General features: G+C 70.2%; 20 protein-coding genes and 2 pseudogenes. 11 read left to right on the top strand and 11 right to left on the bottom strand.

All coding sequences use genetic code 11. The features are described 5' to 3' along the window. Positions 1-57: 57 nt before the first annotated feature. The 7 genes from ACFXOM_RS26765 to ACFXOM_RS26735 all read right to left on the bottom strand — a co-directional run bounded on the left by ACFXOM_RS26765 (position 58) and on the right by ACFXOM_RS26735 (position 9,911). A complete protein-coding gene (locus ACFXOM_RS26765; protein WP_385039609.1) occupies positions 58-2,349 on the bottom strand; it encodes a glycosyltransferase family 39 protein in 2,292 nt (763 codons plus the stop codon). A 167-nt stretch (positions 2,350-2,516) separates the two neighbouring features. Beyond that, positions 2,517-3,863 carry a glycosyltransferase gene (locus ACFXOM_RS26760; protein WP_384940761.1) on the bottom strand — a complete coding sequence of 449 codons (1,347 nt, stop codon included), beginning with the start codon at positions 3,861-3,863 and terminating at the stop codon, positions 2,517-2,519. A gap of 870 nt (positions 3,864-4,733) precedes the next feature. Further along, positions 4,734-6,548 carry a sensor histidine kinase gene (locus ACFXOM_RS26755; protein ID WP_385039606.1) on the bottom strand — a complete coding sequence of 605 codons (1,815 nt, stop codon included), beginning with the start codon at positions 6,546-6,548 and terminating at the stop codon, positions 4,734-4,736. Between the two features lie 130 nt (positions 6,549-6,678). Next, positions 6,679-7,416 (bottom strand): response regulator transcription factor, encoded by a 738-nt coding sequence (locus ACFXOM_RS26750; RefSeq protein WP_384940757.1) that lies wholly within the window; start codon positions 7,414-7,416, stop codon positions 6,679-6,681. 129 nt (positions 7,417-7,545) lie between these two features. Next, positions 7,546-8,433, bottom strand: coding sequence for an amidohydrolase family protein (locus tag ACFXOM_RS26745; protein ID WP_384940755.1), 888 nt, complete (start codon positions 8,431-8,433; stop codon positions 7,546-7,548). Positions 8,434-8,599: 166 nt separating this feature from the next. Beyond that, positions 8,600-8,932 carry an antibiotic biosynthesis monooxygenase family protein gene (locus ACFXOM_RS26740; protein WP_384940753.1) on the bottom strand — a complete coding sequence of 111 codons (333 nt, stop codon included), beginning with the start codon at positions 8,930-8,932 and terminating at the stop codon, positions 8,600-8,602. A 97-nt stretch (positions 8,933-9,029) separates the two neighbouring features. Beyond that, entirely contained in the window at positions 9,030-9,911 is an 882-nt protein-coding gene (locus ACFXOM_RS26735) for a DUF2797 domain-containing protein (RefSeq protein ID WP_384940751.1), read from the bottom strand. 113 nt (positions 9,912-10,024) lie between these two features. Here ACFXOM_RS26735 and ACFXOM_RS26730 point away from each other — a divergent pair. Continuing rightward, a pseudogene (locus tag ACFXOM_RS26730) lies at positions 10,025-10,210 on the top strand (hypothetical protein); the annotation flags it as partial. A gap of 659 nt (positions 10,211-10,869) precedes the next feature. Beyond that, positions 10,870-11,169, top strand: coding sequence for a hypothetical protein (locus ACFXOM_RS26725; RefSeq protein WP_384940750.1), 300 nt, complete (start codon positions 10,870-10,872; stop codon positions 11,167-11,169). A gap of 365 nt (positions 11,170-11,534) precedes the next feature. Here ACFXOM_RS26725 and ACFXOM_RS26720 read toward each other — a convergent pair whose 3' ends face one another. Beyond that, on the bottom strand, positions 11,535-11,960 hold the full coding sequence (locus ACFXOM_RS26720) for a transposase (protein ID WP_384940748.1): 426 nt from the start codon (positions 11,958-11,960) through the stop codon (positions 11,535-11,537). Positions 11,961-12,116: 156 nt separating this feature from the next. Further along, positions 12,117-12,242, bottom strand: coding sequence for a hypothetical protein (locus tag ACFXOM_RS26715; RefSeq protein WP_384940746.1), 126 nt, complete (start codon positions 12,240-12,242; stop codon positions 12,117-12,119). 418 nt (positions 12,243-12,660) lie between these two features. On the opposite strand from ACFXOM_RS26715, the gene ACFXOM_RS26710 reads away from it, so the two are divergent. Then, on the top strand, positions 12,661-12,834 hold the full coding sequence (locus tag ACFXOM_RS26710; RefSeq protein ID WP_384940744.1) for a hypothetical protein: 174 nt from the start codon (positions 12,661-12,663) through the stop codon (positions 12,832-12,834). A gap of 345 nt (positions 12,835-13,179) precedes the next feature. Then, positions 13,180-13,713 (top strand): NUDIX hydrolase, encoded by a 534-nt coding sequence (locus ACFXOM_RS26705; protein ID WP_384940742.1) that lies wholly within the window; start codon positions 13,180-13,182, stop codon positions 13,711-13,713. Here ACFXOM_RS26705 and ACFXOM_RS26700 read toward each other — a convergent pair. Then, positions 13,691-15,037: a hypothetical protein gene (locus ACFXOM_RS26700; protein ID WP_384940740.1), complete on the bottom strand. Its 1,347-nt coding sequence runs from the start codon at positions 15,035-15,037 to the stop codon at positions 13,691-13,693. The two genes, ACFXOM_RS26705 and ACFXOM_RS26700, sit on opposite strands and share 23 nt — an antisense overlap. 323 nt (positions 15,038-15,360) lie before the next feature. Between ACFXOM_RS26700 and ACFXOM_RS26695 the strand changes: the two genes are divergently transcribed. The 7 genes and pseudogenes from ACFXOM_RS26695 (at position 15,361) to ACFXOM_RS26665 (ending at position 20,619) form a co-directional block, all read left to right on the top strand. Continuing rightward, positions 15,361-15,690 carry a hypothetical protein gene (locus ACFXOM_RS26695; RefSeq protein WP_385039603.1) on the top strand — a complete coding sequence of 110 codons (330 nt, stop codon included), beginning with the start codon at positions 15,361-15,363 and terminating at the stop codon, positions 15,688-15,690. 193 nt (positions 15,691-15,883) lie between these two features. Beyond that, a pseudogene (locus ACFXOM_RS26690) lies at positions 15,884-17,007 on the top strand (radical SAM protein). Continuing rightward, positions 17,004-17,168 (top strand): hypothetical protein, encoded by a 165-nt coding sequence (locus ACFXOM_RS26685; protein ID WP_384940734.1) that lies wholly within the window; start codon positions 17,004-17,006, stop codon positions 17,166-17,168. The pseudogene ACFXOM_RS26690 and the gene ACFXOM_RS26685 overlap by 4 nt, the downstream one beginning before the upstream one ends. A gap of 88 nt (positions 17,169-17,256) precedes the next feature. Continuing rightward, complete coding sequence (locus ACFXOM_RS26680) at positions 17,257-18,123, top strand: GNAT family N-acetyltransferase (RefSeq protein ID WP_385039600.1); 867 nt, start codon at positions 17,257-17,259, stop codon at positions 18,121-18,123. A 363-nt stretch (positions 18,124-18,486) separates the two neighbouring features. Continuing rightward, a complete protein-coding gene (locus ACFXOM_RS26675; protein ID WP_384940730.1) occupies positions 18,487-18,837 on the top strand; it encodes a hypothetical protein in 351 nt (116 codons plus the stop codon). 274 nt (positions 18,838-19,111) lie between these two features. Beyond that, on the top strand, positions 19,112-19,375 hold the full coding sequence (locus ACFXOM_RS26670) for a hypothetical protein (RefSeq protein WP_384945701.1): 264 nt from the start codon (positions 19,112-19,114) through the stop codon (positions 19,373-19,375). 389 nt (positions 19,376-19,764) lie between these two features. Then, positions 19,765-20,619 carry a nuclease-related domain-containing protein gene (locus ACFXOM_RS26665; RefSeq protein ID WP_384945703.1) on the top strand — a complete coding sequence of 285 codons (855 nt, stop codon included), beginning with the start codon at positions 19,765-19,767 and terminating at the stop codon, positions 20,617-20,619. 49 nt (positions 20,620-20,668) lie between these two features. On the opposite strand, the gene ACFXOM_RS26660 is transcribed toward ACFXOM_RS26665, so the two are convergent. Then, on the bottom strand, positions 20,669-21,154 hold the full coding sequence (locus ACFXOM_RS26660) for an NUDIX domain-containing protein (protein WP_384940725.1): 486 nt from the start codon (positions 21,152-21,154) through the stop codon (positions 20,669-20,671). Between the last annotated feature and the right edge of the window lie 14 nt (positions 21,155-21,168).

The raw sequence follows: 21,168 nt of genomic DNA, 5'->3' as shown, positions 1-21,168 counted from the left end.
CGGTGTACGGGAGCGAGCACCGTACACCGTATAAGGATTTGCCTACGTCGTAGGGGATTATTTCGGGTCGGTGAGGTCGTACAAGGTGGCTCCACCCACTGTGACCTGCTGGAAGTTTTCCTCGACCCAGCTGGAGATCTGACTGCTGGTACCGCCGCTCCGGCCGGGCATACCGGTGCCGCCGGCAATGAAGTAGTGGATCTCCCCCGCAGCGACGTACTGCTTGAACCTGGCCAGGGTCGGCGAGGGGTCACTGCCGTTGAAGCCGCCGACCGGCATGACCGGTTGCTCGGTGGCGAGCTGGTAGCTCGCGGCGTTCTGGGAACCGATGGCGGCGGCGACCCAGGTGTAGTCGGAGGCGTTCTCCATCAGCTTGGCCTTCGCCGCCGCGCTGACGTTCGCGCCGCTCAACAGGCCGCCCATGCCGCGCCCGCCGCCCTCACGGCCCTGCCCCTGACCCTGACCCGGCTGTTGACCCTGGCCTCGGCCCGTACCCGGCAGCTGACCCTTGCCCTGCGGGCCCATGCCCGGCATCCCGCCACCCTGCGGAACCCCTCCGGCACCCATGCCCCGACCGGGCTGGCCGCCCTGCCCGGACGGACCACCGCCCTGGCCCGGCTGACCACCCGTCTGACCCGGCGGCACCATCCGGCCACCTCCCGGACCCGCCTGGCCACCCTGGCCGCCCTGGCCGCCTGGACCACCGGGACCGCCCGGACCACCCTGGCCGTCTCCCGGGCGACCGCGCAGTGAAGCAGGCCCCGCCGTCACGAGCGAACCCTGATGACCGGTGCTGAGCGTGGAAAGGGTGTACGCCACGGGCCCGGCAAGCGACGCGGCCAGCCCGAGCCCCACCGCTCCTAGCGCGAGCCGGCGCCCGAGCCGTCCCGCGAAGAGCAGTCCGGCCGCGGCCACCAGCCCGGCCACCAGTACCGCGGGAGAGAGCCACGGCACGAAGTCCTCCGTGCGGCCCAGCAGCACGTACGCCCAGACCGCCGTGACCGCGACCGCACCGCCCAGCACCGCACGCACGGCGAAGTGCGCCCTCTCCTCCCACAACACCGTGGCCCCCATGCCGACGAGCGCCGCGATGTACGGGGCCAGCGCCACCGTGTAGTACTCGTGGAAGATCCCAGCCATGAAGCTGAAGACGGCGAGGGTCATCAGCAGCGAGCCACCCCACACCAGGAACGCGGCCCTGGCCGTGTCGGACCGCTCCCAGGACCTCCGCCCCGGGACACCGTCCCCCGTCCGCCAGGTGACGACGAGCCCCGCCACCAGCAGGATGAGCGCCGCGGGCAGCAGCCAGGAGATCTGGCCCCCGATGGTGTCGCCGAACATCCGGCCGATACCGGTCTCGCCCCAGCCGCCCGGACGCCCACCACCGCCGCCACCGCCCACGCTGCCGGTCTCGTTGCCGTTGATCCGACCGAGACCGTTGTAGCCGAAGGTCAGCTCCAGGAAGCTGTTGCTCTGCGAACCGCCGATGTAGGGACGCGAAGAAGCGGGCCACAGCTCGACGATCGCCACCCACCAGCCGGCGGAGACGATCAACGCGATTCCCGCGAGGGCGAGTTGCCCGAGGCGACGCCGCAGCGTCGTCGGCGCGCACACGGCGTACACCAGCGCGAGCACCGGCAGGATCAGGAACGCCTGCAGGGTCTTGGTCAGGAACGCGAAGCCGATCGCGACGCCCGCCCACACCAGCCACTGCGTGCGGGCGCCCTCCAGCGCACGCAGCACGCAGTAGACGGCGACGGTCATCAGCAACGCCAGCAGCGCGTCCGGGTTGTTGAACCGGAACATCAGCGCGGCCACCGGCGTGACGGCGAGCACCGCCCCGGCGATCAGCCCGGCTGCGGGGCTGAACCGCCGCCGCACCGCCGCGTACAGCACTCCCACCGTCGCCACGCCCATCAGCACCTCGGGCAGGAGGATCTGCCAGGAACCGAGCCCGAACAGTCGCACGGACAGCGCCATGGGCCAGAGCGCAGCCGGAGGTTTGTCGACCGTGATGGAGTTCGCGGCGTCGGACGAACCGAAGAAGAAGGCCTTCCAGCTCTCGCTCCCGGCCTGGGCCGCCGCGGAGTAGAAGGAGTTGGCGTACCCGGACGCACCGAGGTCGTACAGGTACGCCAGACCGGTGACCACCAGCAGCGCGAACAGGGCGGGCCGCGCCCACGCCGGGTCCTCCGGCCGCCCGCGCCACAGGCGGGCCCGACCGCCGCCCGGGGGTGGCGACGCGTCGAAAGAGGGCCGGGACGGCGTGCGGCCGAGCCCCGCGGAAGGCGTCTCCGCGGGCCCGACGGCGCGCAGGCCCTCGTCGTGATGGTGGGGCGTCGTGGTCATCGTCGGTTTCCCGTCGTCGAGTTCAGGCAGTGCGGATCGTTCATCGGGGGTTCTTCGAGCGAGGGTTCGTGCACGGGCGGGCCCGCCCGTGGCACGGCCTCGTCCACGCACGGGTTCGTCGTGGGTCGGCTCGCTACGGGGGCTCGCTCGCAGGTGCGGGCCGTCGTTCACGGGCCCGTCGGGGGCACCCCGCCGTCGGACGGCACGGCGCTCGACCGCAGGGTCGGCTCGCTGCCGCCCGGAGCACCCCGCCCCTGTGCCGTGCCCGGGTCCTCCCGCTGGTCGGGGAAGACCCAGAGGCGGAACAGCAGGAAGCGCAGCACCGTCGCGGCGAGGTTCGCGACGATCAGGACGGCGAGTTCCGTGGAGTGGGCCGGGCTGCCGGAGGCGGCGGCGAGCGCCGCCAGCGAACCGCTCGTCAAGGCCAGTCCGATGGCGAACACGACGAGCCCCTGGGCCTGGTGGCGCACGGCACGCGTCCGGCCGCGCACCCCGAACGTCAGCCTGCGATTGGCGGCCGTGTTGGCGACGGCCGAGACGAGCAGCGCGGCCGCGTTGGCGGTCTGCGGTCCGAGCCCGATACGGAAGGCCGAGTACAGCAGCAGGTAGAAGAGCGTCGAGAGCGCGCCGACCACGCAGAATCCGACCAGCTGGCGGGCCAGTCCACCCGGTACGCCGTGGATCCCCCGGTCCCTCGGGTCGTCGCCGAAGGGCCGCGCCAGCCGGTCCAGCGGCAGCGCGCCGACCGCCAGGGCCCGCCCCACCCGCCAGACGCCCTTGAGGTCGTCGACCGCCGTCCGCACGATGTGCACGGTGGAGTCCGGGTCGTCGACCCAGTCCACCGGGACCTCGTGGATGCGCAGCCCGGCACGCTCGGCGAGCACCAACAGCTCGGTGTCGAAGAACCAGCCCGTGTCCTCGACCATCGGCAGCAGCCGCACCGCCACGTCTCGCCGGATCGCCTTGAACCCGCACTGTGCGTCGGAGAACTTGGCCGCGAGCGAGGAACGCAGGATGAGGTTGTAGGCCCGTGAGATGAACTCCCGCTTCGTGCCGCGCACCACACGGGACGACCGCGCCAGCCGCGATCCGATCGCGAGGTCCGAATGGCCGGAGATCAGCGGCGCGACCAGGGGGAGCAGTGCGTTGAGGTCGGTGGACAGGTCGACGTCCATGTACGCCAGGACCGGTGCGTCGGAGGCCGCCCACACCGCTCGCAGCGCCCGCCCGCGTCCCTTCTCCTCCAGCCGGTACGCCCGTACCCCGGGGATCGAGGCTTCGAGCGCGGCCGCCACGCGGGGCGTGTGGTCGGTGCTCGCGTTGTCCGCGACGGTGATGCGGAAGGGGTAAGGAAACGTACGCGCGAGGTGGTCGTGGAGCCGCCGCACGCACGGCTCCAGGTCCTTCTCCTCGTTGTAGACGGGAATCACCACGTCGAGTACGGGAGTGCCCGCCATGCCGACGGGCAGGTGCTCCCGTGCCGGCAGGGTGCCCGGTGCAATGTCGGTTCGCATGACACAGACTCTGGCCTCGGCGGCTGTCACGGCTGTGTGGTGCGCCTGTGCGCTGCCTGTGAACTACGCCCGCCGAACGGAACGTTCTCCGCGGCCACTGCGCGGGCCGCGGGCGTACGGCCCTGGACGGGTGGGGCACGTGCTCCGGGGGCGCGTTCAAGAAGCCACGTCGTCCGGGGCGGAGGTGTTCACCAGGAACACTGCGTCGGAGGATGCACGCGCCGGAAACACGGCGCCAGCGGAAACGGGGCCGGCGGAACGGGGCCAGGGGGAAACGGAGCCGGAAACACGGCGCCGAGGACCTCTCGCCGCCAGCGGTGGGCGATGGGCGGGGCGGAGCCCCTCGCGGCCTGCCCGGCGACGGGACGAGCGGGCGGACCCGCACGGCGACGGGTCCGCATCCGAGGCCGGGTCAGGGGCCGAGCCCGAGCCCGAGTCAGGGACCGAGTGCGAGGCCGGGGCCGAGTCAGTTCCGGGTCTGCCGGCCGGCACCGACGCGCAGGTCCCGGGGCTCCCGGTCCCGACCGGCCCACGGTGTTCCGGGCTCGATCGCCGGAACAGCGGGATGTGCCGACTCGGCTCGCCCCGCCCGCACCCGTGGCGCACGGGGACGCGCGCGGGATTCCGCCCAGCGCGAGGGATCCCTCCCAGCGCATGGTGAACCGCCCCGCGCCACGCCCGCCGGAGCGCGCACCACCGTGCCGGCCGTAGCGTTCAGCGGGCCGGCGGACCGCCCCGTGGCAACCCCGTCACGGGGCGGGCGGCGCGCGAGCGGCCGGCCTCCGGACGAGCCCGGAGGCGCCCGTGCCCGGGAGCGCCCCGCCGGTCCGTGCCCGTCGAGGGCCGGCCGCTCCGAGTCGCGGGACCGGCTCAGTCGTCCCGAGCCGGGTCGCCCCCCTCTGCTGCGCGGACCTCAGCCGACCTCCGCAGTCCCGGAACGGCCACCGCCCTTCCGACGACGGGGCGAAGGGCATCACTGGCGCTCGGATCGAACGCAGACGTACCCGGCCCGGCGGACACGCTCAACCCGGACGCGGACCGACCCCGATCGGACGCGACGCGCCGGTGTCCGGCGGGCCCGGCGCCGGCCCGGCCGTGCGCCCCTGATGGACCGCCGCCGTCGTCGGTCCGCCCGGCCTCCTCGACCGGGGGCGCGGAGCCTTCGGTCAGGCCGGGGCCGGAGGCGTAGGGTGCCAGCGGCAACCGGACGGAGAACACCGTGCGTCCGGGCACGCTCTCCACGGCCACGCTCCCACCGTGCGCCGCGACGACGGCTTGCACGATCGCCAGCCCCAGGCCGGTGCTCCCGGCGTGCCGGGACCGTGACGCGTCGCCGCGGGCGAAGCGCTCGAAGGCGTGCGGCAGCACGTCGGGAGGGATGCCGGGACCGTCGTCACACACCTCCAGGACGACGGCCGTACCGCGGTCGAGCGGTCGCACCCGTGCCGTCACCGTCGTCCCGGCGGGCGTGTGCGTACGGGCGTTGGCGAGCAGATTGACCAGGACCTGCTGGAGCCGTGCGGGGTCGGCCAGCACCGTCGCCGGCTCGTCGGGCAACTCCAGACGCCACACGTGGTCGGGGCCGGCGATCCGGGCGTCGCTCACGGCGTCCACGACGAGCGGTGAGAGATCGGTGCTCTCGTACGAGAGCGGCCGTCCAGCGTCGAGTCGCGCCAACAGCAGCAGGTCCTCCACCAGCCCCGTCATCCGGGTCGCCTCGGATTCGATCCGTCCCAACGCATGCCGGGTGTCCGGCCCGGTCCGCTCCTGGCTGCGGCGCGGCAGCTCGGCGTAACCGCGGATCGATGCGAGCGGAGTGCGCAGCTCGTGGCTGGCGTCCGCGACGAACTGCCGCACCCGCGTCTCGCTCTCCTGCCGCGCGTGCAGCGCCGCATGCACATGGTCGAGCATCCGGTTGAGCGCGGCCCCGACCTGTCCGACCTCCGTGCGGGGATCGGCCTCAGCATCGGGAACCCGCTCGTGCAAAGCCACTTCGCCGCTGTGCAGCGGGAGTTCGGAAACGCGCGTGGCGGTCGCCGCGACCCGCCGCAACGGCCGCAGCGCGATGCCCACGAGCGACCCGCCCGCCAGGCCCGCGGCGACCAGACCCGCGCCGGTCACGCAGACCTCGACGACGACGAGTTCGCCGACGGTGGACTGCACCTTGTCCAGCGGGAGGCCCACCAGGAACGTGCCCTTGCCGCCGTCCGCGTACACGACGCGGTAGTCCCCCAGCCCGGGCAGCTCCACGGTGTGCGGCTCCCCGTCGCGGGGGGCGGCCGCCACCGCCGCCCGGTCCGCCTCCGACAGCGCGCGCCCCGTGACCTCCGGCCCCAAGCCGTCCGTCACCCTCTGGGCGGAGACCACCCCGCGACCGAGGGTCCCCGAGCCGGTCACCTCTGCGCCCACCGTGCCGACGGGCGCGCCGGCCCCGATGACGAACCGCAGCGGGTCACCCGCCTTCCGCGGCGGAGCACCGACTGCGTCGGGCGGCGGGCCGGACGCGCGGAGGGACAACTCGTGCAACTGCTGGTCCAGTTGCTCGTGGAGCGAGTCCCGCAGGGCGAGCGTCGTCACGGCCCCGATGACCGCGGCGACCACCGCGATCAGCGCCACCGCGGAGACCACCAGCCGGGTCCGCAGCGACCACCTGCGGCCTACCGCCGGCCGCCTGCGCCGCGCCACGGAGCCTCCGCGGTGCGTCCGACTCCGCTGGCGCACCGCCGTGGAGCCCTCACCGACCGACCCCGGGGCCCCTTGGTCCGTCCCCCGGGGTCCGCGCCCCGCGTCCGAGCGCCGCCACATCCTCGAGGCCTCACTCACCGGGCTTGATCAGATAACCCGCGCCACGTCGGGTGTGGATCATCGGAGAGCGCCCCGCGTCGATCTTCCGCCGCAGGTAGGAGATGTACAGCTCGACGACGTTCGCCTGGCCGCCGAAATCGTACGACCACACCCGATCGAGGATCTGCGCCTTGCTCAGCACACGCCGCGGGTTGCGCATGAGATAGCGCAACAGCTCGAACTCGGTGGCGGTGAGGTGGATGCCGACCCCGTCCCTGGTCACCTCGTGGCTGTCCTCGTCGAGGGTGAGATCGCCGACCACCAGCAGCGACTCGCTGCGCGCAGTGGCCGCGCCGGAGCGTCGGATCAGCCCGCGCAGCCGCGCCACGACCTCCTCCAGGCTGAACGGTTTCGTGACGTAGTCGTCGCCGCCCGCCGTCAGCCCCGCGATGCGGTCCTCGACGGCGTCCCTCGCGGTGAGGAACAGCACCGGCACGTCGGGGAGTTCGATCCGCAGCTTGCCGAGCACCGCGAGGCCGTCCATGTCGGGAAGCATCACGTCCAGGACCACCACGTCGGGCCTGAAGGTGCGCCCCGCGTGCACCGCCCCCGCGCCGTCGGCGGCGCTGCGCACCTCCCAGCCCTCGTAGCGCAGCGCCATGGACAGCAGCTCGGTGAGGGATGCCTCGTCGTCCACGACGAGGACGCGGACCGGACCACCGTCCGGCCTGAGCAGTGCGGTACGTCCCTGTGGTGTCGTCGTCGGCATGGCACCACTGTGGGCCCGTGCCGTGAGAGCCTCCTTTCCCTTTCCTGTGAATTGCCTGAGAACTGCGCGGGAGACCCGCGGGGCGTTGCCTCGAACGGAGCGCGGCATCGCCGCACCTGCCCGTGGACGTCAGAGGAAGAGCCGCGCACCGTTGCCGTAGCAGACGGCCCGCAGCCAGTCGTCCCCCAACTCGAGCCGCTCCAGGGCCTCCAACTGATGCAGGTAGGGGTACGGGATGTTGGGGAAGTCGGTCCCGAGCAGCACCCGTTCCTCCAGGTCGGCGAGCCGCGCCCGTTCGGCCGCCGGGAAGGGGCAGAGCCGCTCGCTGAAGTCCGTGAACGCCACCGTCGTGTCCAACCGCACCTGCGGGTACCGCTCCGCGAGGTCAAGGAAGTCCGTGTACTCCGGCATTCCCATGTGGGCCACGATCAGCGGCAGCCGGGGGTGGCGGGCGAGGAGGCGGCCGACGGGCCCGGGGCCGGTGTACTTGCCGGGTGCCGGCCCGGAACCGCAGTGCATCACGATCGGGATCCCCGCATCGGCGAGCAGCCCCCACACCGGGTCGAGCAGCGCTTCGTTGGGGTCGTACGCCCCGACCTGCACGTGCGACTTGAAGATCCGCGCCCCGTTCTCGACCGCCAGGCGCACGTAGCGCTCCGCACCCTCCTCGGGATACAGCGTCGCCGTGTGCAGACAGTCGGGCGTGCGGGAGGCGAAGTCCGCCGCCCAACCGTTGAGCCAGTCCGCCATCCCTGGCTTGTGCGGGTAGAGCAACGCCGTGAAGGCCCGCACCCCGAACCCGCGCAGCAACGCAAGGCGCCGCGATTCCTCCTCGCGGTAGGTGATGGGCCACTCCATGCCGGTCAGCGGCCCGGCGGAGTCGAAGTAGGCCCACACCTTGTCGAGCACCTGCTCGGGCATGAAGTGCGTGTGGACGTCGATGAGGCCGGGCAGCCCCAGCCGCTGCCAGAACGCGCGGACCGCTACGGCCTCACCGCCTCCTTCTCCTTCCTCCACCGCAGGGCCACGTACCGCTTCGTCGTCGTGCCCGCCGGCGCACGGGGCACTGCTCGGGGCGGCATCACCGCGGACGGCACCATCAGGGACGCCGCCGTGACCCGCACCACCACGCGCTGTACCGGTACCCGATGCGCCGTGCGACGCGCTGCCACCCGGAGCACCGTCACGCCCGCTCAAAGCCACAGCTCCGCTCGACCTTGCCCCCGTGGACGCTGTACCGCTCGTACCCAGCGGCGCGGCCACGCCGCCGGGCCCGCCGGTGCTGGTTCCGTTGCCCGGCGGCGACCGGCTCCTCGTCGCGGCAGTAGCCGACGGTGATGCCGAAGCCGCCCGGTGCGCGGGCCGCCTCGTGCCCGAGGAAACCGGGCACCTCCTCGACCAGCTCGCGCATCCGCCGGGCGGTCCCGGCGCAGCCGTCGGGGTCCGGCCGGAGATGGGAGGTGAACACAACGGTGAAATAGGGCGGTTCGAGCCCCGCCACGAGGTGATCGCTCATGTCGAACACCCTCCGACGTGCATCGATGCGGTGTCCAGGTTCCCGGCCCAAAGGGATCGAAGTCTTTACCGTCGCCCGCGGCACGCCGCTCGTGCGATCAGAAGAGGCCGTCCTGCACGCCGCGCGGCAGCTCGTCGACCGGAACCGTCACGGCGGCCCCGTCCGCCGCGGCCACGAGCTGCCACCCTGCCATCACACGAGTGTCGACGACGACCACCCGTCCGCCGGGGGCGATCAGGTGCAGGTCAGGACCGGCGGCAGCGATGACCCGGCCGGCGACCGTCCCGCCGTCCTCCAGTGCGCGCACCACTCCCGAGGCCGCGGGAAGCCCCTCCAGCCCGAACACCCCGACGTGGTCCACCACGTCGAGCTCGACCCGCTCCAGCGCCTCGGGCCACTGTGCGAGTGCCACGGCCCGCGCGTACAACTCCGTGACCTCCACGGCACGGTCCGCCGCCGTCCCCGTCAGCATCGCCCGCACCACACGCTTCTGCCCGTACGGGATGCGGTCCGGCACGCCCAAGGCCGCGCGCAGCAGCTCCTCGGTACGCCGCGCCGCCATCAGCGGCCCGCGCCCCAGCCAGCCGAACACCACCGCCCCCTGCTCCAGCAGCCGCGCCGCGCCGCGTTCCTCCGCGGTGATCCCCACCTTCACCAAACCGGGCCCGAACCACGCCAGGTACACCCGGTACGGCCGCGGGTCGTCGGCGACGGTGTCGGCCGCCACCGAGTGGACGCGCTCCAGCCGGGCGCACTCGGGGCAGAGTCCTCCCGTGCTCCGGCCTGGTACGACCGCTGCGACTGGACAGGCGTTGCCCCGCGCACCGAGGCAGCTACGGGCGCCGACCGCACGGAAGCCGATCCGCTGCCCGAGCACGAGCGGGCTACGGCGGCGCTCCCCGGCCCGCTCCCAGCGCAGCACCGCGCCACCGCCCGGGACCCACCCCATGCCCCGGCACTGCCAGCGACCGCTGCTCATCTGCGAAGTCCTTCCCACGAGGTCGGGCCGATCACTCGCACGACGCGCGACGGCGAAGGGAGCCGACCCCTCCCAGGCTCCCGCAGCCCGCCCCGACCGGTCCACCGGCACGAGGCGTGGGGGACAAGGCTCATGCCTGGCTACTCCAGGAAGTGCTGCACTACCTACGCCACGAGAACTCCGGCTGCCACGGCTTCCAGAACATGGGGGCGGTCTGGGTTCCCGTACGCAACGGAATCGACGATGAAACCCTGTGCCACGGCGACCCGCGCGCGCTGGACGTGGTCGAGAGCTGGGAAGCGGTCGGGGAAACGCCGAATCCGGCTTCATCCGGAGCATTGACAAAGCCGTGCACCGCTTCCACACCAGCGTGGTGGTCCACCTGGACGGCCAGACGCCCCGGCAGGCATCGGCGAAGGAGCGCGCCGGGGCGGGATGAACGCGAGCCGGACGGTTGCACGCGGACGCACTTCTCGTACAGCCGTCCACAGGACGCTTGCCTGGGGCCATCCGGTGCTGCGGGGCCGAGCGCCCAAGCCCCGAGGGCTGGTCGCTGGGCCTGGGGAGAGAGCGGCTTCGAAGTCCGTGGTCACAGGGCAGGGCGGCTGACCCACGATCGCCCCGCCGAGTTGACCGCGCTACCGCTCCTCCACCACCAAACCGTTGACCAGGGGGAGTTACGGAGGCCTGCCGGAGCAACAGCCGTCATCGTGTCAGGGACGCGCTGAGAGGTGATGGCAAAGATCCGGACGATGTCGACGGCGCGGCGGGCGCCCTCGTTGCTGTCCAAACGCCTTTGCTCCGTGGACCAGCCACGAAGCACACAGCCTTCCGCTGTCCTAAAGGCGACCACTCGTTTGCGGGACTTCGGCATAGAGGGCCGATTTGGTGACGAACATCCCGTTGGCTGCTGGAGACGGCCAAAGCACCACCATCTCTGACATGAAGGAAGTCGACAATGAGCTTCATCCAGACCGGCAAGATCGACCTGAGGTCTGACAACCCGATCGAGACGAGCGGCGGCAACACCTCGACGTTCACGCGCGTCACGTTCCCCACCCCGTTCCCGGCGGGTTCCAATGTGGTCGTCCTCCCGCTGACCCAGACCTTCAACGGCCCGGAGACGCCGGGGATCCGCGTCCATGACGTCACCAACACGGGCTTCCTCATCCGCCTGAACGAGGTGTACGCCGGCGCCACCAAGAGCGACGGGAAGCACGCCACCGAGACCGTCGGCTGGCTGGCCGCAACGGTCTGACGCACACGCTCCGCCGGGCGTAGGGATCTCCGCTCCTTCAAGCAGCGCCCGGCCAGAGCACCACTCGTCGCCTTCTGAAGCGGCTGTCGTCAAACACCGTCGCCAAGGCATGAGCCAAGGGCCCTGTGGATCTCTCCACAGGGCCCCTGGTCTGCTGTTTTCCACGTCCGGAGCCGGGAGGGCCCCGTACGCCCACTCCTGCTGACCTGGACGGGCGCCGACCTCCGTGACGGTGGCTGCATCGCCTTGTTACCCCGCGGCTCCCCCGTTCCTCTCCCATCGAGCACGAACCGGGCACGCAGCTGTCATCAGCACATGCAGTCTTGGGCGGGCCTTCCCCCGTGATGGTGGACACACGTCTTTGATCACGCGGCGAGCGTGAGCTTGGCGGTGTGGTGTCGGCGTTCGTATTCGTTGGGGCTGAGGTGGCTGTTGGCGGAGTGCCGGCGGCGGGTGTTGTAGCGGGTCAGCCAGGCGAAAACCCTGTTCCTGCAGCCGGCGGGGCCGCCGTAGTCGCGGGCGGCCTGGAGGGTCTCGCGTTCGAGGGACGCGTGGAAGCTTTCGCAGGCGGCGTTGTCCGCGCTGCTGCCGACGGCGCCCATGGACCGGGTGACCTTCAGCTGGTCGCAGAGGTCGGCGAAGGCCCTGGAGCCGTGGTGGGCTCCGTGGTCGCAGTGGAGGACGGAACCGTCCAGACCGCCGCGGGTCCGGGCCGCCATGTGGAGGGCGTCGGCGACCAGGCTGGTGCGCATGTGGTCGGCGATGGGAACCTCCCCCTGATCGGTGGGCACGCCGACACTGGGGCGGGACCGGGCTGCCGGTGTACCGCGTTGCCGTACGACACGACAAAGCCCCTGCGGGATGAGGCGGATTCTCGGGGGCCGCTGTGCTGCCGCTGCTTGGTGACGACTACTGGCCCCGGTGGTCTCCCGCTTGATGGGGCACGGCTACCGACTGAGCATCTCGAGCAGGTCCAAGAACAGCGATACACCGAGGATGGCGACGACGCCGATCCCGATCACCAACAGGGCGACGACCAAGGCGATCGCCATCATGATCCGTGTGCGTCTCACAGCCGACCTGTAGTCGGCGTCGTCGTTCTCGTTCTGATCAAGCACTGCAGCCCCCCACAGGGGTACCGTACAGCGAAGGTCGGTGGGGTGGCTTTGGGGTGGAGCTGCCATGGAGCGAGAGATCGGTGCGCCTGCGGCGACAACCACACCGAATACGCTCCCGAACCCGGCACCCCGCTGGACCCGCAACTCCACCCCGCCCCGGCGCGCTCCGCGACGTACGCCCCGCCCAAGCCGCCCCGCACCCGCACCCGCACCCGCACCCGCACCACCGACGGGACCACCACTCTCGTCACCACCTCCTCCTGGGCCTACCTCTGCAGCGGCTACCGCCCCGGCCAACAACTCCTCGCCGCCCAGGTCCGCCACGACAGGGCCCACACCCAACGCCCCAAGCGAGCAGGGCACCGACGCTCGAATGATCAAGGGAGTCCTGGGCCACAGCTCCATCCGCGTGACCATGGACATCTACACCTTCGTCCGGCTCGACTCCCGGCGCTCCGCGTTCGACCGCGTCGGGGATGCCCTGCGAGCTGATGACAACGGGCCGGATGATCACAACGGCATGAGCGGTGTCCTCGTGGCCGTCTAGTCGCTGCCGCTTCGAGCATCAGCGGGAGCCCACTCTGTTTGAGTTGGAGGATCTCATCGAGTCGCCGCATTCCCGTCAGCGCAGGGATAGCGACGGCGCGCGACCTGAGATTGGACCGTAACCGGGAGGAAGTGTCATTCATCAGACACCTCTCCCGGTGAGGTGACCAAAGCCAAGGTCGCCGAAGCCGTACAGGAACAGTCAGCACACGACGAACCTGTGCCACCGAGCGTTGCGGGGGACGGGCGCCACCCCTATTTGTCAGATCGACGCTAAGTCGCCGAACTCTGCTGCCTTCGAGGTTCGTTCTGCGATGCTGGAGGTCGATCGAGAGGGGCCGCAGCGATGCAGTGGAAGATCCACGGTGAACGTCCGATCTACGAGAACAGCTGGGTGAACCTGTGGCTCACCGACGTCGAAACGCCGGACGGAAACCGCTGGGAGCACCACGTCGTCAAGCTCCGGCACCTGGCCGTGGCCGCCGTGGTCAACGAGCGGCGCGAGGTGCTGATGATGTGGCGGCACCGCTTCATCACGAACGCCTGGGCGTGGGAGCTTCCCATGGGCCTGGTCGAAGAGGGTGAGACGCCGGCCGAGGCGGCGGCCCGTGAGGTTCTGGAGGAGACCGGCTGGCGGCCCGGCCCGATCAAGCCGCTGATCTACGCCGAGCCAGCCAACGGCATCACCGACTCCCAGCACCACGTCTTCCGGGCCGACGGAGCGACGTACGAGGGTCCGCCGACCGAGAAGAACGAGTCGGACCGGATCGAGTGGATCCCGCTGGCCGACGTGCGGGGCATGATCGACCGCCGCGAGATCGTCAGCAGCGGCTCCCTGGTCGGGCTGCTCTACGTGCTCATGGACGAGGCGATCCGCTGATCTGGCGGGGCAGCACTTCCCGGAGTCGGGTCTCGAACGCCACCGCAGCCGGTTCCCGCCGGAAGGGCTCCAGCTGCTCGTAGAACTCCCGGAGGTGGCCGGCGACCCGTTGCGAGCTGACGGCCGCCGCCGGGGCCAGGGCGTCCATGGCCGTGTGGCACGCCTCGTCGAGTTTGCCGCGCTGGAGCTGGGTGCGGGCGAGCCAGAAGGCGTGGAAGGCGCGGCCTCGGTGGTTCGACTGGTGTTCTCGGCGGAGAGCGTCCGCGATGAGGGGTTCGGCGAGGGCGGCTTCGCCCAGGCGGCCGTGTGCGATGCCGGTGTCCACGATCAGCTTTGGCTCGTCGAAGTAGGCGACCCAGGCCGGGTCCGGATCACCTGTGCTGATCCGCCCGAACTGGGTGTGGGCTTCCGAGATCGCGGTGTGAGTCGCGCCGTGGTTGCCAAGGGTCGCGTGGGCGAAGGCTTCGCGCATCGCGAGCATGGCCAGCACGCGCGGTGTCGTCCCCGCGGCCGCTCGGGCCTGGTCCTGGGCGGCCGTGACGAGTGCGAGGGCGTCGCCAGGCTTGTCCTGGTAGGTGGCCTGGAGGCTCATGCAGGCGAGGACGTTGGCCATGAACTGGCGGTCGTCGATGGCCTTGGCCAGACCGAGGGATTCGGTGAAGTAGGCGCGTGCCTGGTTGTACTGGCGGGCGTCGAAGTAGGTCCATCCGGTGAGCCGGGCCAGCTCGGCCGCGATGCTGTGCAGGCCGTCCCGCAGAGGATCCGGACGTTGCTCCTTGAGGAGATCGACGACGTAGCGGAGCTGGCCGACGACCGCTGGCCGTAAGGTCTCGCCACCGTGCTCGTCGTCCCGGCGCCAGTAGTCCGCGATCGACGAATGCAGCGCGTCCAGCGTCGAGGCGCTGAGATCCCGCTCGGCCGCCAGGGCGAGGATGCTGTCGACGTCCGTCCCCGGTAGTCCGGCGGCCAGTGGTTCGACGGCTGAGGTCGGCACCTCGGCCGGTTCGCGGGGCGTGACCGTCAGGCTGGGCGGCGTCTCCCAGGAGCGTCGGGCAAGTCCGAGCATGTGCCCGGGGATGCGCAGCCCGTCAGAGATCCGTTCGATCACGTCCATGTGCAGCAGTTGTCGCCGTCCGGCGATTACCTCGCCCACGCGGCTCGGGGTCAGGTCGCAGCGGCGCGCGATCATCGACGGATAGATGCCTGCTCGTGCCTTGACCAGCTGAAAGATGCGGCCGAAGTCTCTGGCCTGGCATGCCTCAATCATCACTGGGTCCGTGAGCAGGCTGACCGGGAGTTCCTTCGAGCGAGATGGCTCGGGCATCGGGCACGCTCCGGCATGAGGACTACGGATCGCTGCACTTGGCCAACCGAGATTGATGTTACCCAAGTTGGGTAATCCGCTTGGCCTTTCTGGCCGGGCCCGTGGATCGCGATGCTCCTGACTATGGCGAACGGACAGGACGACGTACGGATGACGTTGCGGGTCTCCCGCGACTCCGGCCAGACGTGGGGGCCTCTCACGGAGGTACGCGTGGGCGAGGATCCGGGGGTCCCGGAGAACCCGGGCCGCTATCCGCCCTGCGACTGTCCCCGGTGCTCGCAGCAGGCTCGGAACGCCGTTGCGTCCTTCCGGATGGTGTCGTGATGCGGTGCACGCACTGGCGCCGGGTGCCCCTCGACCTGGCACGGGAAGCACGGCGGAAGTCGGCCGCCAAGTACATCGACAGGGCGGTGCAGTGCCAGCTGTCCGCGCACGACCAGGGTGAGCACTTCGGTCTCCTCACCGACACCTGCGCGTACGGGACCGCGCTGTGGCTCCACTGGCACGGGACGGACGAGGCGGAACTCGTCGTGCTGCCGGACTGCCCGGTGGCCGCCCCGGGGCCCGACGGTGAGGGCTGCTGTCTGTTCGCCGACCACGCCAAGCAGCACACCTGGGAAGACGCCCTGGAGGAGGTCTCGTGCACCAGCTGATCGCGAGCCCGCACAAGTGCCGGCGCCCTCGCTCGCCTCGCAACGAACAGTGCGGGGACTGCGGTGGCAGCGGAGCCAATTCGTCCGGCAGAACCTGCGGCACCTGCAACGGGCTTGGCGAGATCCACTGCCGCGCCGGCCGCCAGGAGTCCCGTGTGCTGTCCCGCTCCGTGATCCGGAAGGAGGGCCACCGATGGCCCACGCTCTGATCGCCTCCCCGTTCCTCGACGGGCACCTTCTCCTCAAGCCGGGAGCAAGGGCCGGCGCCCGAATCTCCGCCGACCATTACGAGGGCCTGCGCCAGGCCGCCACCGACGGTGAGTCGCTTCCCGCCTGGGCGGTGCAGACCGCCGCCGACCTGTGGGACCTGGACTTGGGCAGCCGACCCGCACAGGCCACGGTGCTGGCGCGTGAGCCGTCCCCGTACGGCTACTGCCGGGCGTCCTGGGAGATCAACCTCGGCTGCAACTTCGGCTGCAAGCACTGCTACCTCGGTGAGCGGCCCTTCTCCGGCCTCGGCTGGGAGGACAAGGTGCGGCTGCTCGACATCATGCGCGAAGCCGGCGTCCTCTGGCTCCAGATCACCGGCGGCGAGCCCACCATGGACCCCCACTTCCAGGGCGCCTACCGGTACGCCTGGCAGGCCGGGATGATGCTCACCATCTCCACCAACGGCTCGCTGCTCTGGCAGCCGGACCTCCTCAAGCTCTTCCGGGATGCCCGCCGTACCGCCTGGTGGTCAGCATGTACGGGGCGAGTGAGGAGTCCTTCGACACGCTCACCCAGCGCCGCGGGGCGTGGAAGGCGTTCCGGCGCGGCATGGACGCCGCCCGTGAGGCGGGCCTGCCGCTGCGGATCAACGTCGTGGTGACCGAGGACAACGCTTCCGAGGCCGACGACATGGCCGCCCTGGCCGACGAGTGGAGCGTCGAGAACCACGCGTACACGAACATGACGCCCACGATCTACGGCGGCGGAGAGCCGCTGCTCGCCCAGTCCGCCGCCCACCTGCGGCAGCGCAAGCCGTTCGCCGGCTGCAACGCGGGACACACCTTCTTCCACGCCGACCCGCACGCCAAGGTCTCGATCTGCAAGGTCGGCCGCGACGACCAAATCGACCTCATGGCCGAAGGCATCGACGGCCTCACCCGGCTCGGCGCCATCGCCGACCGCCTCATGCTTCGCACCGGTGGGTGCGAGGGCTGCGCCCTGTCCGGCACCTGCCGGGTCTGCCGCCCCCTGGCCAAGCATTACCAGGAGGCCAAGGCGCCGCTGCACAGCTACTGCCAGCACGGAGACAAGGAGAACGCCTCATGACCCCGCCCGTACCGGTGACCATCCTCCCCGGCCCGACGTCCTCGGCCCGCCGCGCGGCCCCGCCCGTCGCGACCGCGTCGATCACCGCCGTCCAGGACCTCGACGTGATCGTGGAGAGCGCGGAGTGCTCCTGCGACGCCGGGGACGACAACCCCCACTGACCGACACGATCCGGTCAACTCCGTTCAGGCCCCGGCGTACTCGCGTCGGGGCCTGAGCCCTGCCCGTTCCACCGCTAGGGTGCCGCTCATGTTCTTCCGCTGGGACTGGCTCCGGCACCAACTGACCGCGCCGATCGTGCCCACTCTCGGTCCCATCCACCCCACCGCCCTGACCGTCAGCATGTTCGAGGACGTCCTGCGAGCGGCTGGCACCGGGGACTTCCTGCCCTATGACAAGGACCGGCGCTGGGGTGGCGAGAAGGACGAGAAAGTCCTCCGCGAGGACGTGGTCCACCAGCCCGAGCACACCCTCATCCCCACCCTGACCCGGCGCGGACGCAGCACTGTGAAGGTCTTCGCCTACGGGCTCCGCGACAGTGTCGTGGAGGAAGCCGCCGAGCTGGCCGCGAAGCTCGCCTCCAGGCACGATCTGGTCAACGCCCGGGTCGTACGCCCTCTCGGTCCCGAGACCGCACACCCGCGCGGCACCCGCATCCAGCTGAAGGACTTCACCGCCCGCCCCTGCCCCGCCCCGGACGGCCCGGTCCGGCCCGTCACCGCCTGGTCGGCTGCCGTGCAGGAGACCTTCGCCCCGTTCGCCGAGGCCATGACGGGCGATGGTCTGGCCTTCCTCCACGCCCAGATGCAGGCTGGCCGGTGCAGCCCGGTTCTCGCCACCGCCGTCGAGGACCGCATCGTGGGCGCGATCGGCCCCATGGAGATCCAGCCCGACGCCATTGGACGCCCCCAGCTCATGCCCCAGTACTTCGCCGTCCTCCCCGAGGGCCGAGGCCAGGGCCTGGGACGCATCCTGTGGCGGGCGGCGATGCACTGGGGCCAGTCCCACGGTGCTGCCTACCAACTCCTCCAGACCGAGGTCGGCGGCCCCTCTGACCGGCTGTGCCAGGCCGACGGATTGACCTCCCTCGGCTTCAACCACACGACACGGGCGTAGCCGCCAGCGGAGACCGCCACAGTAGGCGGGTACCGCGTGCGTTAATTGCCACGTTTGACGCGTCCTCGGATGGCGAGGGCGGCGAGACCGAGTAGGACCGGTTCGGGTCAACGACATACGACAGAGGCCCTCAGGATCTCTCCTGAGGGCCTCTGGCATGCTGTGCACTCGGCAGGATTCGAACCTGCAACCTTCTGATCCGTAGCTCTAGCCGGATCGGTCAGCTCGGGTCATATTCGGTGCTGCGGCGCCGCTGGCGGGCATAGCGGGACGTGAACGGTTGCTGGGGTTGCTGTACTCCGCTGCTGTACAGGTCGGCAGCATGGTCCGGCGCTCCCAATCGTGTCGCCTACTCTCTGGACCATGGGTGACTCGGAGGCCTTTCGCGCGGCGGTCAGCGCGCGTGCGGCGGCCATGCTGGACAGCAACACTTCGCCGTACGAACTGGCGTTGGAGATCTTGGGCCTCGTAAGTGGCGGGTTGCCGCTGGACAACAGCGACGAAGCGCTGTACTCGCTCGCGCTCATCTGGGGCGAGCTGACCGATTGGGTCGAGCTTCGGCCTGCGGAAACGGATCAAGCCGAGTCGCACATGGTCACTGCCGCCCGTGAGTGGCTGACCGTCGAGGGCGACCGAGAGACAGAGGCCCGGTACCTCGACCGTTGGCTTCACGACATCCTTGGTTACGAGCGTCCGGCTCCCCCACAGACTTAGTACACGATCTTGAAAACCGTCGTGGCAGCGATGTCACCGTGGGTTCAAATCCCACACCTAACGCACGTGAACGGCCCCTGAACAGGTAACTCGGTCAGGGGCCGTCCTCGTGAGTGTTGTCCGCCAGCGACCGCTGTTCCCCGTTGTCTCCCGACCGATCGGGCACGTGAGGGGCACGGTGCTGGCTAGGGGCGGCTGCTGAGCTTCCGTCTCATGGTGCTTTGATCAGCGGGTGACCCACGCTGATGACCCGACAAGTGACAGATCGGGGCGGATGAGTCTCGCCGTCGTTTTCGGCGGGGCTTCCGTCGCGTTCTGGTTCTGCTGCCCGTTCTGGATGCTCGTCTGGGTGCTGGCGTTGCCGCTTGGCCTCGCCGGCCTTGTCCGCGGCTCCATCGAATACCGTGCTGCCTCGCGTCAGAGTGCGAGTCTTTCTCAGCCCCTGACCGGCCTGGCGTTGTCGTTGGTGGGGACAGCGGCGGCGGTCGCGTACATGATTTTCGTGTTCACGCATCCGGACCTGCTGATTCAGGATTAGGTCGGCGCAGCGGCTTTGGGCGGGAGCTGCCATGGGGCGAGAGATCGGGGCCCGTACGCTGGCCGCGAATCGGGCTGGCTCCTCGCCTGCCCGCAGTAGCCCGATGTGGGCCCCGATCTTCGAGGCTCGCCCTATGGTGGCTGCCTAAAGCCGTGGAGCCGACCGCCCCAGCCACAGCGGGTTTGTCTCTCAACAGCCGCCGCGCGCGTCCGGCGGCCGGGCGGAGCGGGGCGGAGACAGGAGCGTCGCCCGGCGCCCAGCCGGGCGCGCGGCGAGCGGAGCGAGCCCTTGATGAAGTAGAGAAAGTCTTACCGCAGGTGCGGTCTTGTGGCTCTGTCTAGCTCCTGCTGCGATGGCGGAACCGTGGTCTAAGTTCCCGAGGGGGGCTCGTGGCTGAGTTGAAGGTCGTTCGTTGGAAGCGATTCGGGCATGATCGCTTGTATGTGAACTTGCCCGATGGCACGACTGTTGGCTGGGCTGACTGCAAGACAGGCGCTATCACGATCTTGGTCGATGGCTATCGTGCGGAAGTCTTAGCAACGCTGGAGGGGCGCTTACCAGGCGTTGATGATGCTCGGTCACCCGAGCCGGTGCAGAGTTCTGAGCCTGTGCGTCTCCCCCCGTTGACTCCGGCGGACGACCTCGCTGCGACCTTGCCTGGAGCAAGCCTGGAACCGCGGCTTGCTGAATCAGACCCCGGCCTGCTAGAGCGGGCTGTCGCCTGGTTGCTACGGCGACCGGTGGATGGCGACTCGTGGCGCAAGGGCATCGCGGGTGAGCGGCGCGTGGGCTCCGAGTTGAGTCGACTTGAGCGGCAGGGTTGGCGCGTTCTGCACTCCATACCATTGCCGCGTGATGTCGATGTTGATCATCTGCTGATCGGGAGCGGTGGGGTGTTCAGCATCAACACCAAGCACTACCCCGAGAAGTCGGTATGGGTCGGGGACGATGTGGTCAAGGTCAACCGTGGCCGGCCTGAACCTCACGTACGCAAGAGCCGGTCAGAGGCCGCACGTGTGCAACGCGTGCTCGAACGGTGCTGCGACTTTCCCGTGCCGGTAGTGCCGGTTCTCGTCTTCGTCGGTGTAGCCGACCTGAAGGTCGCGGCCACCCAACTCAAGGTACGGGTTTACCGTGAGCGCGAGGTATCCGCCTTGGCCCCGCTCTCCGGGGTGTTCACTGCTGATCAGGTGGAGGAGATCTACAGGGTTGCCCGCCACCGGCAAGCCTGGGTAGCGGCCTGAACGGCGACCGTGACACAAGCGTGCAGCGGAGAAGCCGTCTCCGTCCCGGTCACGCGGCTTCGTTGCCTGGCTTGTGACCGTGCTCAAGGTAGACAGGCACAGCCTTGGCGCGGGCTTCTGCCGCGGCCAAGATTCGGCGGGCCAGTCGGGGGATGGTGCGATCTGGGACTTCGTCCAGGGCAAGAAATGCGTAGCTTCGAAGCTCATCGGGCTGCAGAGTGATGCCTGCCAACTGCTCTGGGGTGAGCTGGCCGCCATCGAAGAGGTACAACACCTTGTCGCCTTCCGCCTCGCTCGGCGCCCAGTCGACGGCCAGCAGGCGCCCGAGTGGCGGGGTGATCCCTAGCTCTTCCTGAACTTCGCGGATGGCGGCGCGCAGTGGCGACTCACCGGTCTCGACGTACCCGCCGGGGATCTCCCAGTAGTCCTTGTAGGTCGGCTCCACCATGAGGACCCGTCCGGCGTCATCGAAAAAGAGCGCACCCGCGGCCATGCGCGGATGCGCCATCTTTGCTTCATGTGCATTCGCTGCCATGCAGCCGAGGGTAC

The sequence above is a fragment of the Streptomyces sp. NPDC059169 genome, assembly GCF_042755225.1.
In the GTDB taxonomy this organism is placed as follows: Bacteria; Actinomycetota; Actinomycetes; order Streptomycetales; family Streptomycetaceae; genus Streptomyces.
The sequence above is the reverse complement of the archived record's forward strand: the minus strand, read 5'-3'. Positions and strand labels throughout refer to the sequence as shown.

Excerpts from the sequence above, each read along its gene's own strand:
- ACFXOM_RS26740 (WP_384940753.1), bottom strand. The coding sequence starts at position 8,932 with ATGAGCGATCACCTCGTGGCGGGGCTCGAACCGCCCTATTTCACCGTT.
- ACFXOM_RS26705 (WP_384940742.1), top strand. The coding sequence starts at position 13,180 with ATGCAGTGGAAGATCCACGGTGAACGTCCGATCTACGAGAACAGCTGG.
- ACFXOM_RS26680 (WP_385039600.1), top strand. The coding sequence starts at position 17,257 with ATGTTCTTCCGCTGGGACTGGCTCCGGCACCAACTGACCGCGCCGATC.
- ACFXOM_RS26760 (WP_384940761.1), bottom strand. The coding sequence starts at position 3,863 with ATGCGAACCGACATTGCACCGGGCACCCTGCCGGCACGGGAGCACCTG.
- ACFXOM_RS26725 (WP_384940750.1), top strand. The coding sequence starts at position 10,870 with ATGAGCTTCATCCAGACCGGCAAGATCGACCTGAGGTCTGACAACCCG.
- ACFXOM_RS26660 (WP_384940725.1), bottom strand. The coding sequence starts at position 21,154 with ATGGCAGCGAATGCACATGAAGCAAAGATGGCGCATCCGCGCATGGCC.
- ACFXOM_RS26710 (WP_384940744.1), top strand. The coding sequence starts at position 12,661 with ATGATCAAGGGAGTCCTGGGCCACAGCTCCATCCGCGTGACCATGGAC.
- ACFXOM_RS26765 (WP_385039609.1), bottom strand. The coding sequence starts at position 2,349 with ATGACCACGACGCCCCACCATCACGACGAGGGCCTGCGCGCCGTCGGG.
- ACFXOM_RS26750 (WP_384940757.1), bottom strand. The coding sequence starts at position 7,416 with ATGCCGACGACGACACCACAGGGACGTACCGCACTGCTCAGGCCGGAC.
- ACFXOM_RS26675 (WP_384940730.1), top strand. The coding sequence starts at position 18,487 with ATGGGTGACTCGGAGGCCTTTCGCGCGGCGGTCAGCGCGCGTGCGGCG.
- ACFXOM_RS26735 (WP_384940751.1), bottom strand. The coding sequence starts at position 9,911 with ATGAGCAGCGGTCGCTGGCAGTGCCGGGGCATGGGGTGGGTCCCGGGC.
- ACFXOM_RS26670 (WP_384945701.1), top strand. The coding sequence starts at position 19,112 with ATGAGTCTCGCCGTCGTTTTCGGCGGGGCTTCCGTCGCGTTCTGGTTC.
- ACFXOM_RS26695 (WP_385039603.1), top strand. The coding sequence starts at position 15,361 with ATGCGGTGCACGCACTGGCGCCGGGTGCCCCTCGACCTGGCACGGGAA.
- ACFXOM_RS26700 (WP_384940740.1), bottom strand. The coding sequence starts at position 15,037 with ATGCCCGAGCCATCTCGCTCGAAGGAACTCCCGGTCAGCCTGCTCACG.
- ACFXOM_RS26685 (WP_384940734.1), top strand. The coding sequence starts at position 17,004 with ATGACCCCGCCCGTACCGGTGACCATCCTCCCCGGCCCGACGTCCTCG.